Here is a 20,385-nt window from a genome sequence, read left to right as displayed (position 1 = left end):
ATGACGTCAAGACGGAAGCCGGTGGAGATCCGGCACGGTCGCGCCACTGTGAACGAGACGCTCCAGCCATGCTGGGCGCCCGTGAGTCAGACCCGTAGGCGTCATCCTGTGCACCACCGAGATGGGACGCGAACTCCCGAGGAGGTCCTGCCATGGCGCAGACCGTCGCTCCGCCGACAGCCACCACCCCCGCCCTTCCCGCCAAGCTGCCGATCGGTGCGATCGTCCCCTGGGCGGCCTTCTTCGGCATCCTGATGCTGGTCCTGCTGTACTTCGTAGGCGCCGAACAGGGCGCCACCTCCGTCGTCTCTGGCGAGAACGTCCACGAGTGGGTGCACGACGCCCGCCACCTGCTCGGTTTCCCCTGCCACTGACGCGAGGGACACCTGCTCGTGCGAGGCACGCTCGCCGGCCTCGCGGCCGGTGTACTCGCCCTGGTCGTCGCCTACTCGCTCGGTGGACCGAGTACACCGCAGGCCCCCGGAATCCTTCCGGGGGCCTGTCGTCCTGCACGGGCCGCGACGGGCGGCTGCGGGGAGCCCGGCCCGTCGCGGGTCACCGCGGGTGTGAGCGGTGGCCGGGCTCCGACCTGCCCCGCCACCGCCGTCCGACTCAGCGGCCTTCGCCGCCGAACACCTTCAGAATGCGTTCCGCCGCGAGCGTGGCCGTCAACCCGCCCTCCCGTACCTGCCGTTCGAGGTCGGGGGCGACCGCCCGTACGGCCTGATCGGAGTGCAGGCGGCCGAGAAGCTCGTCCCGGACCATCGTCCAGGTCCAGTCCACCTGCTGGTCACGGCGCTTCTCGGCGAGACGGCCGGTCGAGTCGAGCAGTGTGCGGTGCTGTTCCAGACGGTCCCAGACCGTGTCCAGGCCGGCCGACTCGCGGGCGCTGCAACTCAGCACCGGCGGCGTCCAGGCCGCGTCCCTGCCGTGCATCAGCCGCAGGGCGCCCGCCAGTTCACGCGCGGCGGACTGGGCGTCGCGCGCGTGCGGGCCGTCCGCCTTGTTGACGGCGATCACGTCGGCCAGCTCCAGGACACCCTTCTTGATGCCCTGCAACTGGTCCCCGGTACGCGCCAGCGTCAACAGCAGGAAGGAGTCGACCATGTTCGCGACCGCGGTCTCCGACTGGCCGACGCCGACCGTCTCCACCAGCACCACGTCGTAGCCGGCCGCCTCCATCACCACGATCGACTCGCGGGTCGCCTTCGCCACGCCGCCGAGCGTGCCGGCGGTGGGGGAGGGGCGGATGAACGCGGCCGGGTCCACGGCCAGGCGCTCCATACGGGTCTTGTCACCGAGGATCGAGCCGCCCGTACGGCTGGAGGACGGGTCGACGGCGAGCACCGCGACCCGGTACCCGAGCGAGGTCAGCATCGTGCCGAACGCGTCGATGAACGTCGACTTGCCCACGCCCGGCACCCCGCTGACGCCGATCCGCCGGGCCTTCCCGCTGTACGGGAGCAGCTCGGTCAGCAACTCCTGCGCCAGTGCCCGGTGCTGGGGCCGGGTGGACTCGACGAGCGTGATGGCGCGGGCGACCAGCGCCCGCTTCCCGTCGAGCACACCCTTGACATAGGTGTCGAGTTGGATCACAGGTCGTGCCCGAGGTCGGCAGAGAGCCGCTGGACGAGGTCGTACGCCGCGTCCGGGATCACCGTCCCGGGCGGGAAGACCGCCGCCGCGCCCATCTCCAGCAGCGTCGGCACGTCCTGCGGCGGGATCACCCCGCCGACCACGACCATGATGTCCTCGCGGCCCTCCGCCGCCAGCTCCTCGCGCAGCGCCGGCACGAGGGTCAGGTGTCCTGCGGCCAGCGACGAGACGCCCACGATGTGCACGTCCGCCTCGACCGCCTGACGGGCGACCTCGCCCGGCGTCTGGAACAGCGGGCCGACGTCGACGTCGAAGCCCAGGTCGGCGAAGGCGGTCGCGATCACCTTCTGGCCGCGGTCGTGACCGTCCTGGCCCATCTTGGCGACCAGGATGCGCGGGCGCCGGCCCTCGGCCTCCTCGAACGCGTCCACCAGGGTGCGGGTGCGGTCCACGGACGGGGACTCCCCTGCTTCGTTGCGGTACACCCCGGAGATCGTACGGATCTGGCCCGCGTGCCGCCCGTACACCTTCTCCAGGGCGTCGGAGATCTCCCCGACGGTGGCCATCGCGCGGGCCGCGCGCACCGCCAGCTCCAGCAGGTTGCCCTCACCGCCCGCGGCGCGCGTCAGGTCGTCCAGCGCGTCCTGGCACGCCCGCTCGTCGCGCTCCGCGCGCAGCCGCCGCAGCTTCTCGATCTGCTGCGTGCGCACGGAGGAGTTGTCGACCTTGAGGACGTCGATCTTCTCGTCGGTCTCGACCCGGTACTTGTTGACGCCGATGACCGGCTGGCGGCCGGAGTCGATGCGGGCCTGGGTGCGGGCCGCAGCCTCCTCGATCCGGAGCTTGGGGATGCCGGCGTCGATGGCCTGCGCCATGCCGCCCGCCGCCTCGACCTCCTCGATGTGCTGCCAGGCCCGGCGGGCGAGGTCGTACGTCAGCTTCTCGATGTACGCGCTGCCGCCCCACGGGTCGATGGCCCGGGTCGTGCCGGACTCCTGCTGGATCAGCAGCTGGGTGTTGCGGGCGATCCGCGCGGAGAAGTCGGTGGGCAGCGCGAGCGCCTCGTCCAGGGCGTTGGTGTGCAGCGACTGGGTGTGGCCCTGGGTGGCGGCCATGGCCTCCACGCACGTGCGCGTCACGTTGTTGAACACGTCCTGCGCGGTCAGCGACCAGCCGGAGGTCTGCGAATGGGTGCGCAGGGAAAGGGACTTGGCGTTCTGCGGGTCGAACTGCTTCACCAGCTTCGCCCACAGCAGGCGCGCCGCCCGCAGCTTGGCGACCTCCATGAAGAAGTTCATGCCGATCGCCCAGAAGAACGAGAGCCGCGGCGCGAACGCGTCCACGTCCAGGCCCGCCTCGCGGCCCGCCCGGATGTACTCCACACCGTCCGCGAGCGTGTACGCCAGCTCCAGGTCGGCCGTCGCGCCCGCCTCCTGGATGTGATACCCGGAGATGGAGATGGAGTTGTAGCGCGGCATCCGCTGCGAGGTGTACGCGAAGATGTCGGAGATGATCCGCATCGACGGCTTCGGCGGATAGATGTAGGTGTTGCGGACCATGAACTCCTTCAGAATGTCGTTCTGAATGGTTCCGGCCAGCTTCTCGGGCGGCACGCCCTGCTCCTCGGCCGCCACGATGTACAGCGCGAGGACGGGCAGGACGGCGCCGTTCATCGTCATCGACACGGTCATCTTGTCCAGCGGGATGCCGTCGAAGAGCTGCCGCATGTCGTAGATGGAGTCGATGGCCACGCCCGCCATGCCGACGTCGCCCGTCACGCGCGGGTGGTCGCTGTCGTAACCGCGGTGCGTGGGCAGGTCGAAGGCGATCGACAGGCCCTTCTGGCCCGCGGCGAGGTTGCGGCGGTAGAAGGCGTTGGACTCCTCCGCCGTGGAGAAGCCCGCGTACTGGCGGATCGTCCAGGGCTGGTTGACGTACATCGTCGGGTACGGACCGCGCAGATACGGTGCCATGCCCGGGTACGTGTCCAGGAAGTCCAGGCCTTCCGTGTCACGGCCGGTGTACAGCGGCTTGACCGCGATGCCCTCCGGGGTCTCCCAGAACGCCTCGCTCCCGCCCGTGGCCTTCTCTGCGGCGGCACTCCACTCGTCGGCGCTGCCTTCGGTGGTGGGCGTCCCCAGTTCGATTCCGGAGAAGTCGGGGATTCCCATCAGGACACTCCCATGCGGTCGAGGGTGGCGGAGAGGACGGCGACGGCGTCGCAGCCCGCGAAGACATAGGAGTCGACACCGGCGTACCCCGCAGGGCGGCCGGCCAGGAAGACGTGCCGGGCCCCGGCCGCCGTGAGGGCTTCAGCCGTGCTCGCGGCCTGCTCCTCGTAGAGCGCGTCGCTGGAGCACAGGCAGGCCTCGGTGGCCCCGCTGTCCTCGAACGAGCCGTCCGTGACGGCCTCGATGCCGCCGGCCTGGAACAGGTTCGCGACGAAGGTGCTCCGCGCCGTGTGCGCGGCGGCCGGGCCGATCGTGGCGAGATAGATCCGGGGGCGGGCCCCGGTGGCGGCGAGATGCGCGTCGGAGCGGGCCCGCAGCGCCTCGTACGCCTCGTCGCGGCGCACCCGCGGCAGTCCGCCGGACGGCGCCTCGGGAGCGGGCTCGCGCTCCACCGGGCGCTCCGCCAGATGCGGGAACTCGCTGACGCCGGTGATCGGTTCGCGCCGCTTGGCGAGCTTGACCGAACGGGCCGCCCAGGTGTCCGCCAGGTCGCGCGCCAGCCGGCCCGAGCGCAGGACCGCGGCCTGGCCGCCGTCCCGCTCGATCCCCTGGAAGAACTCCCAGCCGGCGTGGGCGAGTTCGTCGGTCAGCTTCTCCACGTACCAGGAGCCGCCCGCCGGGTCGATCACCCGGGACAGATGCGACTCCTCGATGAGGATCGTGGAGGTGTTGCGGGCGATGCGCCGCGCGAACGCGTCCGGCAGACCGAGGGCGTGGTCGAAGGGGAGGACGGTGACGGAGTCGGCGCCGCCGACACCGGCCGCGAGCGTCGCGATGGTCGCGCGCAGCATGTTCACCCACGGGTCGCGGCGCGACATCATCACCGGCGAGGTCACGGCGTGCTGCACCTGCGCACCCGCGCCCGGTGCCCCGCACACCTCGGCGATCCGGGCCCACAGCCTGCGCGCCGCCCGCAGCTTGGCGATCGTCAGGAACTGGTCGGCGGTCGCGGCGTACCGGAACTCCAGCTGCGCACAAGCCTGTTCGACGGACAGGCCCGCCTCGGTCAGCTCGCGCAGATAGGCGACACCGGTCGCCAGGGAGGCGCCCAGCTCCTGCGCGGGCGAGCCGCCCGCCTCGTGGTACGGGAGCGCGTCGACGGTCAGCGCCCGGAGTCCGGGGTATTCGGCGGCGCAGCGCGCGGCGAGCGGGACGACCGCGGCGAAGTACATCGGGGACCCCGTACGGGCCTCGTGGCCGAGCGGGTCCGCGCCGAGGTTGCCGCGCGCGGCGCTCGGCGCGACGCCTCGTGCCGCGTACAGCCGCAGCAGCTCCTGGGCCGCCGCTTCGACGTCGGGTCCCGCGTCGAGGACGACAGGCGCCAGATCGAGGTAGACGCCGTCCAGGACCGCTTCGAGCGAGGGGACCGGAATGCCGCCCTCACCGACCGTGAGCCACAGCGACGTGACGCCGTTCTCCAGGTCGCCGAGGACCAGGGCGTTGTCCGCCGACGTGTGCCGCTGCCGTACGTCCCAGCCGCCCGCGGTGTTGCCCTCGGGCCTGCTGCCCCGGACGAACGGGGCGAAGCCGGGGAAACCGGCGTCGGCGGCCGTGTCACGCGCGGTGTAGAGGGGCCTGGAGGCGAGACCGTCCTCGAGCGTCGTGGTCAGCACGTCTTCGGCTGCCGCGCCCGAGGCCTCCTTGCCCGATTTGCGCAGCACGCCTTCTACCAGGAGCTGCCACTGGTCATGGGTCGCGGAAGGGAACTCGGCGGCCAGCGCGAGCCCGTCGTTGGGCAGGACTGTCATGCTCGGATGCTAGGTCAGACCGCTAGGGCGGCAGCAGAGGCGAAGCCTGTGACCTTGACCTCTTGCTTTCGGTGATCCAGATCTCAGCCGTCGGGCGGGGCCTTCGCCCGCCGCTGGGAGGACAGCCCGGGAAGCCTCGCCCCGGGCGAATACGCCGACCTGGCGGTGCTCTGCCGACGTCGTCCGGGCTGATCGACAGCGCGGCCCGGCTCTGTCACGGTGAACCGATGCGGATACCCAGGCAGGCAGCCAGAGTCGCGGTGCTGGACCCGGCGGGCGCCGTCTTCATGTTCCGGTACGACAACGAGGAGGTCGGCGTCCACTGGGCGTTGCCCGGCGGCGGAATGGATCCGGGGGAGACCCCGCTCCAGGCCGCCGTGCGCGAGGTGCGGGAGGAGACGGGCTGGACGGACATCGAGCCCGGCGGCACGGCGCTGTGCTTCTGGGAACACGACTTCACCCGCGTCGGTGTCCCCGTACGGCAGTACGAGCACATCTTCCTCGCCTACGGCCCTCGCCGGCAGCCGGGCGGCGAGCTGGCCGCCTCGCAGGCGGCGGAAGGCATTCTCGGCGGGAGATGGTGGTCGCCGCGCGACCTGGCGGAAGCGGCGGAACCGCTCTGGCCGCCCCGGCTTCCGGAACTGCTGGCCTCGGTACGGCGGGACGGTCCGCCCACGACGCCCGTCGACCTCGGTTTCCTGCCCGACGGGGGACTCACGCCCTGACCGGGAGCGGGGCCCCGCGTACGGCGGGGCCCGCCTCGATCAGTACACGTCGCGGACGTACCGCTTCTCGGCCGCGAGTTGTTTGACGTACGCGGCGGCGCCCTCCGCGCTGTGGCCGCCGTGGGCGACGGCGATATCCCGGAGGGCCTGGTCGACGTCCTTGGCCATGCGGGAGGCGTCGCCGCACACGTAGAAGTGCGCTCCGTCGCGGAGCCAGGACCACAGCTGGGAACCGTGCTCGCGCATCCGGTCCTGGACGTAGACCTTGGCCCGCTGGTCGCGGGAGAAGGCCGTGTCGAGGCGGCTGAGGGTGCCGTCGGCGAGGAGGCCGGCCAGTTCCTCCTCGTAGTAGAAGTCGGTGGCGCGGTGCTGCTCGCCGAAGAACAGCCAGTTGGGCGCGCGGTGGCCGAGGGCGCGTCGTTCGTGCAGGAAACCCATGAAGGGCGCGATCCCGGTGCCGGGGCCCACCATCACCATGGGGGTGGCGGGGTCGGCCGGCGGCCGGAACCTCGGGGAGGACTGGACGAAGACCGGTACCGGCGTGCCGGGGGCCGCGTCGGCGAGAAAGGGTGAGCAGACGCCCTGGCGCGGCCGTCCGGCGTGGTTCTCGTAGCGGACGACGGAGACCGTGAGCGAGACGAGGTGCGGGTCGGCCAGGGGGCTGGAGGATATGGAGTACAGCCGGGGCTGGAGCGGCCTCAGCATGTCGGCCCATTCCTGGGCGTCCGCCCGGACCGGGTGTTCGGCGATGAGGTCGACCGCTTGACGGCCCCAGGACCACTGGGCCAGTTCGTCCTTGTTGTCGGGGCGCAGGAGCTTCTTCAGGACCCGGTCGTGCGTGCGTTCGGCGACGAAGCGCAGCATCCCGGGAGTGATCCGGGTGATGTCCAGATGCCGGTGCAGGGCGTCGTGGAAGGGCATCTCCCCGCCGCCTTCCAGGCGCACGGTGCCGTCCGGCGCGAGTCCGGTCGCGGCCAGCCATTCCGAGACGAGTTCCGGGCTGTTGACGGGGCGTACGCCGAGGGCGTCGCCGGCCCGGTACACGAGCGGGGTCTCGCTGTCGCGGGTGTCGAAGGTGAAGCGCCGGACCTCCTTGCCCGCGCCGGGCAGGCTGAGCAGCCGGTTTCCGGCCAGACGGGCGGTGACGGGGCCCGGCCTCCTCGGCGGGGCGGCGGACGGTGGTGCCGGGGGAGGGGACGCTCCCGGCGCGGTCGTCTCCACGGCGTCGTCGGTCAGGGAGGCGAGGACCTGGTCGAGCCAGGCCGTGGCCGAGGGCCCGTAGTCGGGTTCGCAGTCGGTGCGCGGTGCGAGGCGTACGGCGCCCAGCTCGTCGAGGCGCCGGTCGAGGCGGCGGCCGTGCCCGCAGAAGTCGTCGTACGAGGAGTCGCCCAGCGCGAGGACCGCGTAGCGCAGGCCGTCCAGTCGGGGAGTGTCGGGCGCGGCCAGGGCGTCCCAGAACCCGGAGCCGTTGTCGGGCGCGTCACCGTCACCGAAGGTGCTGGTGATCAGAAGGACGTCGGCGCCGGCGGGTAGTTCCCCCGGGTGGGCGTCGTGCATGCCGACCAGAGTGGCCTTGTGCCCGGTGGTGGTCAGCCGGTCGGCGGCGGCCGTCGCGAACTCCTCGGCGTTGCCGGTCTGCGAGGCCCACAGGACGACGACCTCCCGGAGGGGGCCGGCGGGCGCCGGGGCCGATGGCGGCGTCCCCGGAACGGCCCGGGAGTACATGCCGGCGAGCACCCCGTTCACCCACAGGGCGTGCTCGGGACTGAAGGGCGCCCCCGGAGGCAGCACCGGTACGCCCGGAGCACCCGGTTCGATGCCGGCGAGGAAGCCGACCAGATACCGCCGCTCGTGCTCTGCCAGGACCGGTGGCGGGGCGGGCTGAAGCCCGAAGACGCCAGCGGGAGGCGTGGGCAGGGCGGCCGGCGGACCAGGCCTCCCGGTCACGGCGGCCGCCGCGAGGGCCGGAACCGCGCCGGCCCCGCTCCCGGGTCCCGTCGTGGCCGTGACCGTGGCCGTTCGCGGTGCCGTCACGGACACCGGAGTCGTCACTTTGGTCAGCGACACCGCGCACACCTTGAACTCCGGCTGGAAGGACAGCGGGTCCACCGCGTCGCTCGTGACGGCGTTGACGCTCAGGTATTCACCGAACAGGTCGTTCCAGTGGAAGGGCGCGAAACAGCAGCCGGGCCGTACCCGGTCGGTCACCACCGCGGGCAGCACCGCCCGGCCGCGCCGGGAGGCGACCTCCACCGAGTCGCCGTCGGCGACACCGAGCGCGGCGGCGTCGTCCGGGTGCAGCTCCACGAAGGGCCCGGGGTCGAGCTTGTTCAGCTTGGCGACCCTGCCCGTCTTGGTGAGGGTGTGCCACTGGTGCTGCACCCGGCCGGTGTTCAGGACGTACGGGTAGTCGTCGTCCGGCATCTCGGCGGGAGCGATGTGCGGGCGGGCGTGGAACACCGCCCGGCCGCTCGCCGTGGGGAAGACCGGGCCCCCGCCGTCCTCGCCGACATAGCGGATCGGATTGCGGTCGGGGCCGTCCTCGCGCGCGGAGGGCCACTGCACCGGGGTGGAGCGCAGCCGCTCGTAGCTGACGCCCCGCAGGTCGTAGCCCGTCTTCGGGTTGTGGGCGCGCTTGATCTCCTCGAAGACCTCTTCCGCGCTGTCGTAGGAGAAACCCCGCTCGTAGCCCATGGCGCGGGCGACGGCGGCGATGATCCGCCAGTCCGCCATCGCCTCCCCGGGCGGCTCCACGGCGGGCCGGGCGAGCGTGACATTGCGCTCGCTGTTGACGAGGACGCCCTCCGTCTCGGTCCACAGGGCTCCCGGCAGGACGACGTCCGCGTACGCGTTGGTCTCCGTCTCGGCGAACACGTCCTGGGTGACGACGAACTCGGCCCGCTCCAGGCCCTCGATGACGGTCTTGCGGTTGGCCACGGACGCGACGGGGTTGGTGCAGATGATCCAGCACGCCTTGATGTCCCCGTCGGCCATCTTCCGGAACATCTCGATCGTGCCCTGGCCGACCCCGTCCTTGCGGACCGTGCCGGGGGCCAGTTCCCACAACTTCTCCATGAAGGCCCGCTCCGCGTCGACCAGCACCGACCGCTGGCCGGGCAGTCCCGGACCCATGTATCCCATCTCCCGGCCGCCCATGGCGTTGGGCTGGCCGGTCAGCGAGAACGGGCCGCTGCCGGTCCGGCAGATCGCCCCCGTCGCCAGGTGCAGGTTCACCAGCGCGTTGGTGTTCCAGGTGCCGTGCGTGGACTGGTTCAGGCCCATGGTCCAGCAGCTCATCCACTCCCCGGCCTCGCCGATGAGCCGGGCCGCCTCGCGGAGGTCGTCCTCCGCCACGCCCGTGATCGCGGCGACCGTGGCGGGCGGGTAGTCGGCCAGGAACTCCGGCATCGCCTCCCATCCCTCGGTGTGCGCGGCGATGAAGGCTTCGTCCGTGTGACCGTTCTCGTACAGCAGGTGCAGCAGACCGTTGAGCAGTGCCAGGTCCGTGCCGGGCCGGACCGGCAGGAACAGGTCCGCCTTGTCGGCGGTCGCGGTGCGCCGCGGGTCGACGACGATCAGCCGGGCGCCGCCCGACTTCACCCGGTCCATCATCCGCAGGAACAGGACGGGATGGCAGTCGGCCATGTTGGAGCCGATCACGAGGAAGACGTCGGCGTGCTCGAAGTCCTGGTAGGAGCCGGGCGGGCCGTCCGCGCCCAGTGACAGCTTGTATCCGGTGCCCGCGCTGGCCATGCACAGCCGGGAGTTCGACTCGATCTGGTTGGTCCCGACGAAACCCTTGGCCAGCTTGTTCGCCAGGTACTGGGCCTCCAGGCTCATCTGCCCGGACACGTAGAACGCGAAGGCGTCCGGGCCGTGCTCGTCGATCACCGCGCGGAGCCGACGGGCCGTCTCGGCGATCGCCGCGTCCACCGGGGAGGGCTCGGCCTCCGCTCCCCGTTCGGCGCGCACGAGGGCCGAGGTGAGCCGTCCGGGGGCGGCGAGCATGTCGGCCGTGGTCGCGCCCTTGGTGCACAGACGCCCGAAGTTGGCGGGGTGCGCCTTGTCGCCTGACGCCTTCAGGACCGTACGCCGTCCGTCGGGCCCGGTACCGATGTCGAGAACCATTCCGCAGCCGACACCGCAGTACGAGCAGACCGTCCGCACCTGCTGGGTGGTCGTGGTCACGAGCGGCCCTCCGTGTGATCGGTACCTTCCTCCACCGACGCTACGAAGGACCCATTACGCGGTTGTCAGCCGCTCGATCACCGGGGGTTACGCGCTCCACACACCGCCGCTCCGGGGCCTGTGAGGTGTGGGCCCGTGCTGCGTGGCCTGAAACGGTGACGGGGCACCCGGACTCGCGCCGGGCGCCCCGTCACCGGCTCAGTAACCGAAGCTCGAGGTGGTGTACGCACACTCCGTGTAGATGTAGCCCGGTGACAGTTTGGCGGTGTCCGAGGCGGGGGACTTTCCGGTGCCGCTCTGGGACTTGTGCACGAAGTAGGTGGTGCCGACGGGCAGGTGGATGGTCCGCTGCGGGTAGTGCTTGCCGCTGTCGCTGCACGGCTTGAAGCCGATTCCCAGCGTGCTGCCCAGCGAGTACGAGGAGCAGCCCCCGCAGGCCTTGAGGGTGAAACTCCCGGTCACCGGTCCCGTGTACATGACCGTGATGTCGTCGGGGCTGTCGTTCTTGACCGTGACGGCGATGCTGCCGCCCGACGCCGTGGTCGGCAGACGCTTGCCAGCCGCGGGCACGGTCTGCGCGACCTCCGCGGCGATGGCGATCTTCTGGGCGCGCGCCCGGTTCTTGTGGTGCGGGTTGTTCTTGGCGAAGTCGTTCATGGTGGTGACGGCGTCGGCGAAGTTTCCGTCCTTGTACTGGTCGACACCGCAGGCGTACGTGCCCGAACGCGCGCTCCGCGAGGCCCGGTCGGCGTCCTTTCCGAGGGCGTCGGCCACACCGGCCTGCTCCCCGGGCAGTCCGCGGACCTGGGTGTCGAGGGTGCCGAGCCGCTTCACGGCGGTGCACGGGTCGTCGCCGCCCACGGAGTCGACCGCCTTGTCGACCGCCCTCTTCACGGCGGGCTCGACCTTCCCGGCCTGCGCGGACCTGGGGAAGGTCGACAGCAGCTCGCCGAACTGTGCGGTCCAGCCCGCTTCCCCGCCGTTCAGGGACGCCGTCGCGCAGGCGTAGAGCGACGTGGCCAGCCGGTCGTCGGGCCAGTGGGCGAGGCTTCCCAGCGCCTTCTTGTCCATGGTGCCCGGCAGCGTACGCAGGTACTGCAAGGGCGGTACGGCGGAGCAGTAGTCCTTTCGCGCGTACGGGGCGGCGACGGTGGCGTAGTAGGTCTTGAGCCGGTCGGGCACTTGCCGGGCCGCGCGTGAGCCCGGGTGGTCCTCGCCGAGCGCGCTGTAGGCGGCCAGGGCGCGGCGATAGCCTGTCTCGGCCGTCGAGAAGTCCTGCTTCCCGGACTGCTCGACCAGCTTGTCGGCCCGGTCGAGCCGGTCGAGGAGCATCCGTTCCGTCGCCTCGTCGCGCGCGCCGTCGTACAGGACGACTCCCCCTGCGGGCACGGCCAGCAGGACGACACCGAGCACCGCAGCGATCAACGCGCTGGGCAGCAGCGCCAACCGGGCCCGCAGGCCCACGGACGCGCCGTGCGCGGCGGTCAGTACAAGGAAGAGCAGGTAGAGCACGAGCGCAGTGCCAGGGACTCCGTCGGGGTCCGCGGGCAGGGCCACCACGAGCAGGATCGCCGTCGCGACCCAGCACACGGCCATCAGCCCCCAGCGGCGCACGACGGCGTAACCGAGCCCGAGCCCGCTGAGGTTCAGCAACGCCACCGCGAGGGCCCGCCAGGGGCTGGCGGGAGCGGGTGGCGGCGCGGCAGGCATCGGCGGAACGACGAAGCCTGCATGAGCACTTTGATGATCCCAAGACATGACGGTCCCCCCGTCGATCACGCCTGAACTTACCTGACTTGTCAGCGTACGGACAGTCAGCGACCTGCGACAGTGCCCGCATCGACCCTCTGTGCCCAGCCGGCCACTCCGAACGACAGCGACCCTGTACGTCGCACACGAAGTGACCACCTCTTCTCATCGTGTTCTGCGTCACGTGGGGCGGTCCGTCCGTGAGCCTTTTCGGCGCCGTCCTGACGGGTGGTCCGTGACCATGAGCCATGGGGCGGCCGTGTTCCGACGTCGCTCGACGACCGGGGCCGGACGCGGACATCGGGCCGTCGTGAGGCGTGTGTGTCTGCAGTGGCGCCGCACCTGACGGCCCTCGCTCTCTGGTGAGAGGCGCTCTCGCCGTGTAACGTCGCTGGCAGATGTCGTGGTTCGCAGTACCTGCCCGCGCCGTGGTGCGGGCGTTTTGCTGTGCAGTGCCCGAGGACCAGGACGACTACCTCCGGGTTCGCGCGGTGCGGACCCGTCATCGAGTGAGAGGCACTGGCATGGCCAGCGGAACTGTCAAGTGGTTCAACGCCGAAAAGGGCTTCGGTTTCATCGCGCAGGACGGCGGCGGCCCCGACGTCTTCGCGCACTACTCCAACATCAACGCCACTGGCTTCCGTGAGCTCCAGGAAGGCCAGGCCGTGACGTTCGACATCACCCAGGGTCAGAAGGGCCCGCAGGCGGAGAACATCACCCCCGCCTGATTGCGTCACGCCCGCACGGCGCCTCGCCGAACATTTTCGGTCGAGGCGTCGTGCGGGACGGCGGACGACGAAGGCTCGCCGTTCCCCCCCCCCAAGAGGGGCGGGCGGGCCGTGTACTGACACAGCGGCAGCGTGAGACACGCCCGCGGCGGGCGGCATCCGCCCTTTCCGGCGCCTCCGGCGCCGAGGCTCCGACGGCCCGAGTGGCACCGTCCTCCCTCGTCGGCGACCCACCACCTCGCGCGGGTCGTGCCGAAGCGCCCGAGATCTTCCGGCCCGAGACCGGGCTGAATCCGCCGGCGAACGGTCCGGCCGATGACGTCTGTCGCGGCGCGGACTCCCCCGGATGCCACCCGTTGCTTCCGCGGCTCGTGGTCCGGCCGCGTCGATGATGTGTGTGCCTTCAGGGTTCTGTTTTTTCCGGGCCGTTTTCGAGGTCCCGTCTTCCGGGTCGTCTCGTCGAGCCTGATCCCCGGACCGTCACGCGATCCGACCGGAGCGGAACGGTGTTACTCACTTTCGGGTGACGGCTCGGTGGGCTGGGGTGACGTGGAAGATGCCCGACTATCGCCTGGAAGCTGCAGGAGTACGGGAGTTGGCGATGACGAGCCGTCAATCATCGGCTTTCGGCAGTTAAAGGGCTGATACAAGCATCTGTAACCGACATGTCCGTAATTCGTAACAGGGGTCGGGTGTCGCCCGTCCTGGGCGGGGATGTGCAGCAAGTTATGAGTCCTCGGCCACCGGGCCGGGACTCGCACAGGGTCGCACCGTGCGGGTTCCCCGAGAGGGGGCCCGCACGGGGTGTGCCGGCTCTCGAACCTTGAGGAGCATTCATGTCCGTTTCCACGTCTGTCACTGCCCGTCGCATGGTGGCCGCCGCCCTGGCGGCCGGCGCGCTGGTCGGCTCGGCGTCCGTGTCGGCCTCGGCCGCCGAGCCGCGCTTCGACCGCTCGCACGTCGCCATCAGCAGGGTCCAGAGCGACGCGCCGGGCTTTGACGACCGCTCCGCGCGTTCCTTGAACGCGGAGTGGGTGGAAATCACCAACTCCGGTCGCCACGGGGTGAACCTGAACGGGTGGACGCTGAAGGACAAGGACGGCAACCGCTACACCTTCAGGCACTACACCCTGGCCGGCCGTGCCACCGTCCGTGTCCACACCGGCTACGGACGTGACACCAGCCGCGACCTCTTCCAGGACCGCCGCAACGAGGTCTGGGACAACCGTTCCGACGAAGCCACGCTGCGGAACGACCGCGGCCGCTTCGTCGACAGCGTCTCCTGGGGCCGGCACCACGACCGCAACCACGGCCGTGACGACCACCGCGGCCACGGGCGCGACGACCACCGTGGCCACGACGGCCGCTGAACGTCCCCTGACGGCACGCCCGTTCAGCACCGGATGATGGAGGATGACCGGCCGACGGCCGGACGCCGCCAGACCCCGTGATCACTCGGCCCGCCGGACGGCTTCGCCGAGGAAGGCCCGCACCGCACGGTGCGGGCCTTCCTCGTGTACGGGAACGCGCCCCTCCGGTCAATGACCGTTCAGCCGGGCCCCATCCCGGTGCCGCCGAGCAACAGGCCCACATCGACCGCCGCCACGACGACCGCCGTCGCGAACGCCAGCCGCTCCCTGCGGCGTCCCAGTACCGTCCCCGTCACCGCCACCAGGAGGACCAGGGCCAGCGCCGTCACCTCGCGCCGACCGGGCGGCCCCGAGGGCCCCAGCGCCAGCAGCGCGGACGCGATCACCAGCGGTACCGGGAGCAGCAGTCGGGCACGGTCCGGTCCCAGCCGCTGCGGCCACCCCCGTACCCCCGTCACCAGATCGCCGCGGATGTCGGGAAGCACATCGCCCAGATGCGCTCCGACCCCCAGGAGCGCCCCGGCGGCGAGGACCCACCAGGCCGGCCACGGACGGCCGGGCAGCCCGAGCGTCACGAAGGCGGGGAGCGCGGCGAACCCCAGCGCGTAGGGCGCCCAGGACCAACAGGTGGCCTTGAGCCGCAGGTTGTACGCCCATGCCGCACCGACCGCGGTCAGGTGGACGGCGCCGGCCGCGAGGCCGCAGAGGAGCGAGAGGGGCACACACAGGGCCAGCGCCGCGTACGCGGCAGCCCACGCCTGCCCCGCTCCGATCGTGCCGTCCACGACGGGCTTGCCACGGCGGCCCGCCGCGATGTCCCGCCGCGCGTCGAACGCGTCGTTGCACCAGCCGACGGACAACTGCCCCGCGAGCACGGCGGCCCAGACCAGGAGACAACCCCCGGGACCAAGGCCGGTGATCACGGCCAGCGCGGCCGTCAGCGTGGTGACCGCCACGACCGGCCCGGGGTGGCACGCCCGGCCCAGACCGGCCACCGGGCCGCTCCCACGCCCCACGGTGTCTCCGGCCGTCGTGTGCTCGGGAGTACCCACCCGCCGATGGTAGGAGGCTTCGTCCGCGCGGCCCGGGCTCGCCACGGGACGAACGGCCGGACGGGCGATCCCTGGTGGCGATGTGCGGGTCCGGGGAAGGGCTGTGGGGCAAGCCCACCCCAGCCGGTTCGGACGGGAGCCCTATGACGCGGATCGCCGCCGTTCACGGAACCCTCGCGCCGCACCGCTACGACCAGTCCGAGATCACCGACATGGTGGCCCGCAGGTGTCTGCGGGACGGCGCCGACCGGCGCGCGCTCGACCGGCTGCACCGCGCCGCGAAGGTCGGCGGCCGCCACATGACCCTGCCGCTCGAACAGTACGAGGCGCTGGACGGATTCGGCGCCGCGAACAGCGTCTTCGTCCAGGCCGCGACGGACATGGGGGCCAAGGCCGTCCGGGAGGCACTGCGCCTGGCCGGCCTGTCCGCGGCCGATGTGGACCTGCTGGTCTTCACCTCCGTCACGGGGATCGCCGCGCCCTCCGTCGACGCCCGGGTGGCGGGCCGCCTCGGACTGCGGCCGGACGTCAGACGGGTGCCGATGTTCGGCCTGGGCTGCGCCGGGGGTGCCGCGGGCCTCTCCCGGATGCACGACTATCTGCTGGGCCGGCCCGAGGAGGTCGCGGTCCTGCTGTCGGTGGAACTGTGCTCGCTGACCTTCCAGCGCGACGACGCCTCCTTGGCCAACCTGGTCGCCACCGGCCTGTTCGGCGACGGCGCCGCCGCGGTGGTGGCCTGCGGATCCCGTCGTACGGGCGAAGCCGCCGGGCCCACGATCGTGGACACGCGCAGCCGGCTGTATCCCGACACCAGCCGCATCCTCGGCTGGGACATCAAGGACTCGGGCTTCCAGGTCGTTCTGGACCCGGAGATCCCCGAGGTTGTGCGCCGTCACCTCGCCGACGACGTACGGGGGTTCCTGGACGACCACGGTCTGAAGACGAAGGACGTCAGCGCGTGGGTGTGCCATCCCGGCGGCCCCCAGATCCTGGAGGCCGTCGGTGACGCACTCGAACTGCCGGACGGGGCGCTGGACGTGACCTGGCGTCATCTGGCCGACGTGGGCAACCTCTCCTCGTCGTCCGTGCTGCACGTACTGCGCGACACCCTGGCCACCCGCCGGCCGCCCACCGGCACCCCGGGCCTGCTGCTGGCGATGGGGCCGGGCTTCGCCTGTGAACTGGTGCTGTTGCGCTGGTAGGCCACCCGGCGCACGACATGGAACGGTGGGACACGGACACATGGACTGGTACGCACTGCTGGTGGCCGCCGTCGCCGCCGAACGGGCCGGCGAACTCGTCGTCGCCCGTCGCAACGGGCGCTGGAGCCGTGCGCGCGGCGCGATCGAGGCGGGCCGGGGGCACTACCCGGCGATGGTAGCCCTGCACACCGCCCTGCTGCTCGGCTGCCCGGCCGAGGTGTGGCTGGCCGGCCGGCCCTTCGTCCCGGCACTCGGCTGGTCCATGCTGGCCGTGCTCGCGGGCGCCCAGGCGTTGCGCTGGTGGTGCATCGTCACCCTGGGGTCCCGGTGGAACACTCGGGTGATCGTCGTGCCCGGCCTGCCGCTGGTGGCTCGCGGCCCCTACAGGGTGCTGCGGCATCCGAACTACGTGGCGGTCGTCGCGGAGGGCGTGGCCCTGCCCCTGGTGCACACCGCCTGGGTCACGGCGGTCGTCTTCACGCTGGTGAACGCCGCCGTGCTCACGGTACGCATCCGGTGCGAGAACCGGGCACTGGCCGGCGTGGCCACCTCGTTCGGGTCCGTTCCGGCGTGATCGACGTCCTGGTGGCCGGTGGCGGCCCGGCCGGTCTGGCCGCCGCGATCCACAGCGCGCTGGCGGGCCTGGAGGCGGTCGTCGTCGAGCCGCGGACCGCGCCCGTCGACAAGGCCTGCGGAGAAGGGGTCATGCCCAGCGGCGTCGCCGGGCTGCGGGTGCTGGGCGTCGAACCCGTGGGCAAGGAACTGCGCGGAATCCGGTACGTGGACGGCACCGCCCGCGCCGAGGCGTCCTTCCGCGGCTCCCGCGGCCTGGGCATCCGCCGTACCGAGCTGCACCGCGCGCTGCACGAGCGCGCGCTCGGCCTCGGTGTGCGGATCGTGCCGGGCAGGGCGGGGGAGGTGCGCCAGACCGCGGAGACGGTCACCGCCGCGGGACTCACGGCGCGCTGGCTGATCGCCGCCGACGGCCTGCACTCCGCTGTCCGCCGCGGCCTCGGGCTGGAACTGCCCGGCGGCGCGCACCGGCGCTACGGACTGCGCCGGCACTACCGTGTCGAGCCCTGGACGGACTTCGTCGAGGTCCACTGGTCCGGCCGGGGCGAGGCCTACGTGACACCGGTCGCCGACGACCTGGTCGGTGTCGCGGTCCTCAGCCGCGTGCGGCGCGGATACGACGAGCACCTGGTCGGCTTCCCGGACCTCACCGAGTCGCTGCGCGGGGCCGGGGCCACGGATGTGCGAGGCGCCGGGCCGCTGCTCCAGCGGGTACGCCGCAGGGTCGCCGGACGTGTCCTGCTCGTCGGCGACGCGGCGGGCTATGTCGACGCCCTCACCGGCGAGGGGATCGCCCTCGGCCTGGCGACGGCCGGTGCCGCCGTCCGCTGCCTCGCGTCGGGGAGGCCACGGGAGTACGAGCGGGCGTGGGCCCTGCTGACCAGGCGGCACCGGTTGCTGACCGGCGCCCTCCTGGCCGCGAGCCGCCGCCCCGGCACCGCCCGCATGGTCGTCCCGGCGGCGGCCCGGCTGCCTCCGGTGTTCACCGCCGCGGTCCGCGCCCTCCAGTAGCGCGGCGGAAACCTCACCGACCGGGAACGACGAGAACCGCCCTGGACCGCCTGGTTCGGGGTACCCGGGTCCTGAGCGACGGCCGGAGCACGCTGGGTCCCGACAGTCCAGGCCCTCGTGGCCACCGTGATCGCGATCAAGAGGAGTGCCCACCGATGAGCGAACCGTCCGACGACGAGCACACCCCCACGACACCCGGCGAGATGCGTGAACAGGTCGAGCGCACCCGCGCCGAGCTGGGAGAGACGGTCCACGCACTGGCCGACAAGGCCGATGCCAAGGCCCGTGCCAAGGACAAGGGCGTCGAGGTCAAGGAGAAGACCGTGGAGATGGCCGAGCAGGCCAAGGAGAAGACCGCCGAGGTCGCCGAGCAGGCTCTGGCCAAGGCGGGCGAGCTGAGGACCAGGGCGGCCAGGGCCGCGCACACGGTGCAGGACAAGGTGCCCGACCCGGTCAGGGACCGGGCGGCCCAGGCCGCGGACCAGGTGCGGGACAAGGCCGCGCAGGCCGGCGGCGTGTGGCAGGAGAAGGCACCGGAACCCCTGCGGCAACAGGCTGCCCAGGGGGCGCGGCTGGCGCGCGAGAACCGCACGCTGGTTCTGGCCGCGGCGGGCGCCGCCGTCCTCCTGTGGCTGGTGCTCCGCCACCGGAAGGGATGAACGGGCGGCCGCGCGGAGCGGCGTCGGGCTGATCCGCCGCGACGCGCGGCGCTCCTGTCCGCCGGTGTCCGCTGCCGCGGGGAAGTCCCCGGCCGTCCCGGTGCGGGGACTTCCGCCGTTCCTGGGCCGTAGGGACGCAATTCCGGGCGGCCCGTGAGGCCGCGGACCATCGGGGGTACCCGATGGTCCACGTACGGGCCGCATCCAGCACGTACCGGCCACATCCAGGAAGAGGGGTGCACCATGCCTGCCGGATCGAACAGGAAGCGCGAGCGGCAGTACGAACACATCAAGCAGAGCGCGCAGGACCGCGGGGAGTCCACGAGCCGCGCCAAGGAGATCGCGGCCCGCACGGTGAACAAGGAGCGGGCCAGGGCCGGCGAGTCCGAGACGGCGAGCAAGGCGTCGTTGCGCGACCCGAAGTCGGCGTCGCAGCGGGGTGGCGAGCGCTCGCACTCCGGGGCGCAGGGCCCCACCAAGGACCAGCTGTACGAAGAGGCCAAGAAACGCGACATCCAGGGACGCTCGTCCATGAGCAAGCAGCAGCTGAGGAACGCGCTGGGCCGCTGAGCGACGTATCGCGGCGCCGAGCGGGAGACCGGCCGCGAGCCGGGAGGCCGCGTCACACGGCGCGTCACACGGGCGGGCCGCGACACGAGGAGCGGCTCGGCGGGTGGTGCCACCAGGAGAGGGACTGCCGATGCAGGGCGACACACGGACCGACGGACGCGATGAATCGCCCGAGGAGCGGGCCGACCGCAAGTGGGCGGACCTGCTCCAGGAGATCCGCGTGGCCCAGACCGGCGTGCAGATCCTGTTCGGTTTCCTGCTGACCGTGGTGTTCCAGCCGTCCTACCGGCGGCTGTCCGAGGCGGACCAGACCCTGTACATGGTCACGATCGTCCTCGGTGCCGCGGCCATCGGCGCGCTGGTCGCCCCCGTGGCGTTCCACCGCATCGTGACGGGCCGCTTCATCAAGCCGGAGGCTGTCGTATGGGCGTCCAGGCTGACTCTCCTCGGCCTGCTGCTCCTGCTGCTCACCATGATCTCCTCCCTCCTGCTGGTGCTGCGCACCGCCACCGACGACGACTCGTACGTGCCCTGGATCGTCGCGGGTGTGGCCGGGCTGTACATCCTGTGGTGGCTCGTCATCCCGGCGGTTCTTCGCGTGCGCATGGCGGACCGCGCGGCCGGCTCCCGCGACGAGGACAGCGGTGGAGCGGACTGAACCGGACGCCGCCCACATGCCCCGGGTGGGACGGCCTCCGCGGCCGTCCCACCGGCGGACGCCCGGTCGCGCAAAGTCCGGCAGCGCGTGGGGGCGTCTCGCTGTCAGCGGTTGCGGATGGCGCTGGTGGTGAAGAATCCGGTGGCGGCGGCGGCGACAAGAGCACAGACAGACAACAGCATGGTTCGACGCACGGGACGTCCTCTCTGACTGATCGTGAGTTGGCACCGTGCACAACGCCGCTCATGCCATCGGGGGCTCGCCGCCGCCCCATACGCCACCCGCATGGACGCGATGCCGGGCCGCGTCCCCCGGATCACCATCA

16 protein-coding genes are annotated in these 20,385 nt (G+C 71.9%); 10 read left to right on the top strand and 6 right to left on the bottom strand.

Features of this window, described 5'->3' with window-relative positions; translation table 11 throughout:
- Positions 1-152: 152 nt before the first annotated feature.
- Positions 153-374, top strand: coding sequence for a CbtB domain-containing protein (locus OG485_RS03480; protein WP_326784383.1), 222 nt, complete (start codon positions 153-155; stop codon positions 372-374).
- A gap of 238 nt (positions 375-612) precedes the next feature.
- Here OG485_RS03480 and meaB read toward each other — a convergent pair whose 3' ends face one another.
- Genes meaB through OG485_RS03465 form a run of 3 tightly spaced genes read right to left on the bottom strand, consistent with a single transcriptional unit; the run spans position 613 to position 5,575 of the window.
- Complete coding sequence (gene meaB, locus OG485_RS03475; protein ID WP_328664378.1) at positions 613-1,596, bottom strand: methylmalonyl Co-A mutase-associated GTPase MeaB; 984 nt, start codon at positions 1,594-1,596, stop codon at positions 613-615.
- Complete coding sequence (gene scpA, locus OG485_RS03470; protein WP_328664375.1) at positions 1,593-3,767, bottom strand: methylmalonyl-CoA mutase; 2,175 nt, start codon at positions 3,765-3,767, stop codon at positions 1,593-1,595. Before scpA ends, meaB begins: the two co-directional genes overlap by 4 nt.
- A complete protein-coding gene (locus tag OG485_RS03465; protein ID WP_328664373.1) occupies positions 3,767-5,575 on the bottom strand; it encodes a methylmalonyl-CoA mutase family protein in 1,809 nt (602 codons plus the stop codon). Before OG485_RS03465 ends, scpA begins: the two co-directional genes overlap by 1 nt.
- 227 nt (positions 5,576-5,802) lie before the next feature.
- Between OG485_RS03465 and OG485_RS03460 the strand changes: the two genes are divergently transcribed.
- Positions 5,803-6,300, top strand: a complete 498-nt coding sequence (locus OG485_RS03460) for an NUDIX hydrolase (RefSeq protein ID WP_328664370.1) — start codon at positions 5,803-5,805, stop codon at positions 6,298-6,300.
- A gap of 39 nt (positions 6,301-6,339) precedes the next feature.
- Here the strand turns inward: OG485_RS03460 and OG485_RS03455 are convergent, their stop codons facing one another.
- The gene (locus OG485_RS03455) at positions 6,340-10,428 is read right to left on the bottom strand and encodes a molybdopterin-dependent oxidoreductase (protein WP_443048898.1); all 4,089 of its coding nucleotides are present in this window, start codon (positions 10,426-10,428) and stop codon (positions 6,340-6,342) included.
- Positions 10,429-10,686: 258 nt separating this feature from the next.
- Entirely contained in the window at positions 10,687-12,198 is a 1,512-nt protein-coding gene (locus OG485_RS03450; protein ID WP_328664366.1) for a hypothetical protein, read from the bottom strand.
- 563 nt (positions 12,199-12,761) lie between these two features.
- Between OG485_RS03450 and OG485_RS03445 the strand changes: the two genes are divergently transcribed.
- Together OG485_RS03445 and OG485_RS03440 are read left to right on the top strand one after the other, a co-directional pair.
- Positions 12,762-12,965 (top strand): cold-shock protein, encoded by a 204-nt coding sequence (locus tag OG485_RS03445; RefSeq protein WP_037622929.1) that lies wholly within the window; start codon positions 12,762-12,764, stop codon positions 12,963-12,965.
- Between the two features lie 836 nt (positions 12,966-13,801).
- Positions 13,802-14,335 (top strand): lamin tail domain-containing protein, encoded by a 534-nt coding sequence (locus OG485_RS03440; protein WP_328664345.1) that lies wholly within the window; start codon positions 13,802-13,804, stop codon positions 14,333-14,335.
- A 179-nt stretch (positions 14,336-14,514) separates the two neighbouring features.
- Here the strand turns inward: OG485_RS03440 and OG485_RS03435 are convergent, their stop codons facing one another.
- The gene (locus OG485_RS03435) at positions 14,515-15,387 is read right to left on the bottom strand and encodes a UbiA family prenyltransferase (protein ID WP_328664344.1); all 873 of its coding nucleotides are present in this window, start codon (positions 15,385-15,387) and stop codon (positions 14,515-14,517) included.
- A gap of 143 nt (positions 15,388-15,530) precedes the next feature.
- On the opposite strand from OG485_RS03435, the gene OG485_RS03430 reads away from it, so the two are divergent.
- The 6 genes from OG485_RS03430 (at position 15,531) to OG485_RS03405 (ending at position 20,060) form a co-directional block, all read left to right on the top strand.
- The gene (locus OG485_RS03430) at positions 15,531-16,589 is read left to right on the top strand and encodes a type III polyketide synthase (RefSeq protein ID WP_328664341.1); all 1,059 of its coding nucleotides are present in this window, start codon (positions 15,531-15,533) and stop codon (positions 16,587-16,589) included.
- Between the two features lie 40 nt (positions 16,590-16,629).
- Positions 16,630-17,163 (top strand): isoprenylcysteine carboxyl methyltransferase family protein, encoded by a 534-nt coding sequence (locus tag OG485_RS03425; RefSeq protein ID WP_328456647.1) that lies wholly within the window; start codon positions 16,630-16,632, stop codon positions 17,161-17,163.
- Entirely contained in the window at positions 17,160-18,173 is a 1,014-nt protein-coding gene (locus tag OG485_RS03420; RefSeq protein WP_328664337.1) for an NAD(P)/FAD-dependent oxidoreductase, read from the top strand. The genes OG485_RS03425 and OG485_RS03420 overlap by 4 nt, the downstream gene beginning before the upstream one ends.
- Positions 18,174-18,328: 155 nt before the next feature.
- Positions 18,329-18,832 carry a DUF3618 domain-containing protein gene (locus tag OG485_RS03415; RefSeq protein WP_328664335.1) on the top strand — a complete coding sequence of 168 codons (504 nt, stop codon included), beginning with the start codon at positions 18,329-18,331 and terminating at the stop codon, positions 18,830-18,832.
- Between the two features lie 243 nt (positions 18,833-19,075).
- Positions 19,076-19,402: a plasmid stabilization protein gene (locus OG485_RS03410; protein ID WP_328664334.1), complete on the top strand. Its 327-nt coding sequence runs from the start codon at positions 19,076-19,078 to the stop codon at positions 19,400-19,402.
- A gap of 130 nt (positions 19,403-19,532) precedes the next feature.
- The gene (locus OG485_RS03405) at positions 19,533-20,060 is read left to right on the top strand and encodes a DUF6328 family protein (RefSeq protein ID WP_328664332.1); all 528 of its coding nucleotides are present in this window, start codon (positions 19,533-19,535) and stop codon (positions 20,058-20,060) included.
- The last annotated feature ends 325 nt before the right edge of the window (positions 20,061-20,385 follow it).

It is taken from the genome of Streptomyces sp. NBC_00328 (assembly GCF_036139655.1).
Classification (GTDB): domain Bacteria; phylum Actinomycetota; class Actinomycetes; order Streptomycetales; family Streptomycetaceae; genus Streptomyces.
Note: the sequence above shows the minus strand (reverse complement) of the source record. Positions and strands in the feature narration are given on the sequence as shown.

Excerpts from the sequence above, each read along its gene's own strand:
- OG485_RS03480 (WP_326784383.1), top strand. The coding sequence starts at position 153 with ATGGCGCAGACCGTCGCTCCGCCGACAGCCACCACCCCCGCCCTTCCC.
- scpA (WP_328664375.1), bottom strand. The coding sequence starts at position 3,767 with ATGGGAATCCCCGACTTCTCCGGAATCGAACTGGGGACGCCCACCACC.
- OG485_RS03465 (WP_328664373.1), bottom strand. The coding sequence starts at position 5,575 with ATGACAGTCCTGCCCAACGACGGGCTCGCGCTGGCCGCCGAGTTCCCT.
- OG485_RS03460 (WP_328664370.1), top strand. The coding sequence starts at position 5,803 with ATGCGGATACCCAGGCAGGCAGCCAGAGTCGCGGTGCTGGACCCGGCG.
- OG485_RS03455 (WP_443048898.1), bottom strand. The coding sequence starts at position 10,428 with ATGGTTCTCGACATCGGTACCGGGCCCGACGGACGGCGTACGGTCCTG.
- OG485_RS03450 (WP_328664366.1), bottom strand. The coding sequence starts at position 12,198 with ATGCCTGCCGCGCCGCCACCCGCTCCCGCCAGCCCCTGGCGGGCCCTC.
- OG485_RS03445 (WP_037622929.1), top strand. The coding sequence starts at position 12,762 with ATGGCCAGCGGAACTGTCAAGTGGTTCAACGCCGAAAAGGGCTTCGGT.
- OG485_RS03440 (WP_328664345.1), top strand. The coding sequence starts at position 13,802 with ATGTCCGTTTCCACGTCTGTCACTGCCCGTCGCATGGTGGCCGCCGCC.
- OG485_RS03430 (WP_328664341.1), top strand. The coding sequence starts at position 15,531 with ATGACGCGGATCGCCGCCGTTCACGGAACCCTCGCGCCGCACCGCTAC.
- OG485_RS03425 (WP_328456647.1), top strand. The coding sequence starts at position 16,630 with ATGGACTGGTACGCACTGCTGGTGGCCGCCGTCGCCGCCGAACGGGCC.
- OG485_RS03415 (WP_328664335.1), top strand. The coding sequence starts at position 18,329 with ATGAGCGAACCGTCCGACGACGAGCACACCCCCACGACACCCGGCGAG.
- OG485_RS03410 (WP_328664334.1), top strand. The coding sequence starts at position 19,076 with ATGCCTGCCGGATCGAACAGGAAGCGCGAGCGGCAGTACGAACACATC.
- OG485_RS03405 (WP_328664332.1), top strand. The coding sequence starts at position 19,533 with ATGCAGGGCGACACACGGACCGACGGACGCGATGAATCGCCCGAGGAG.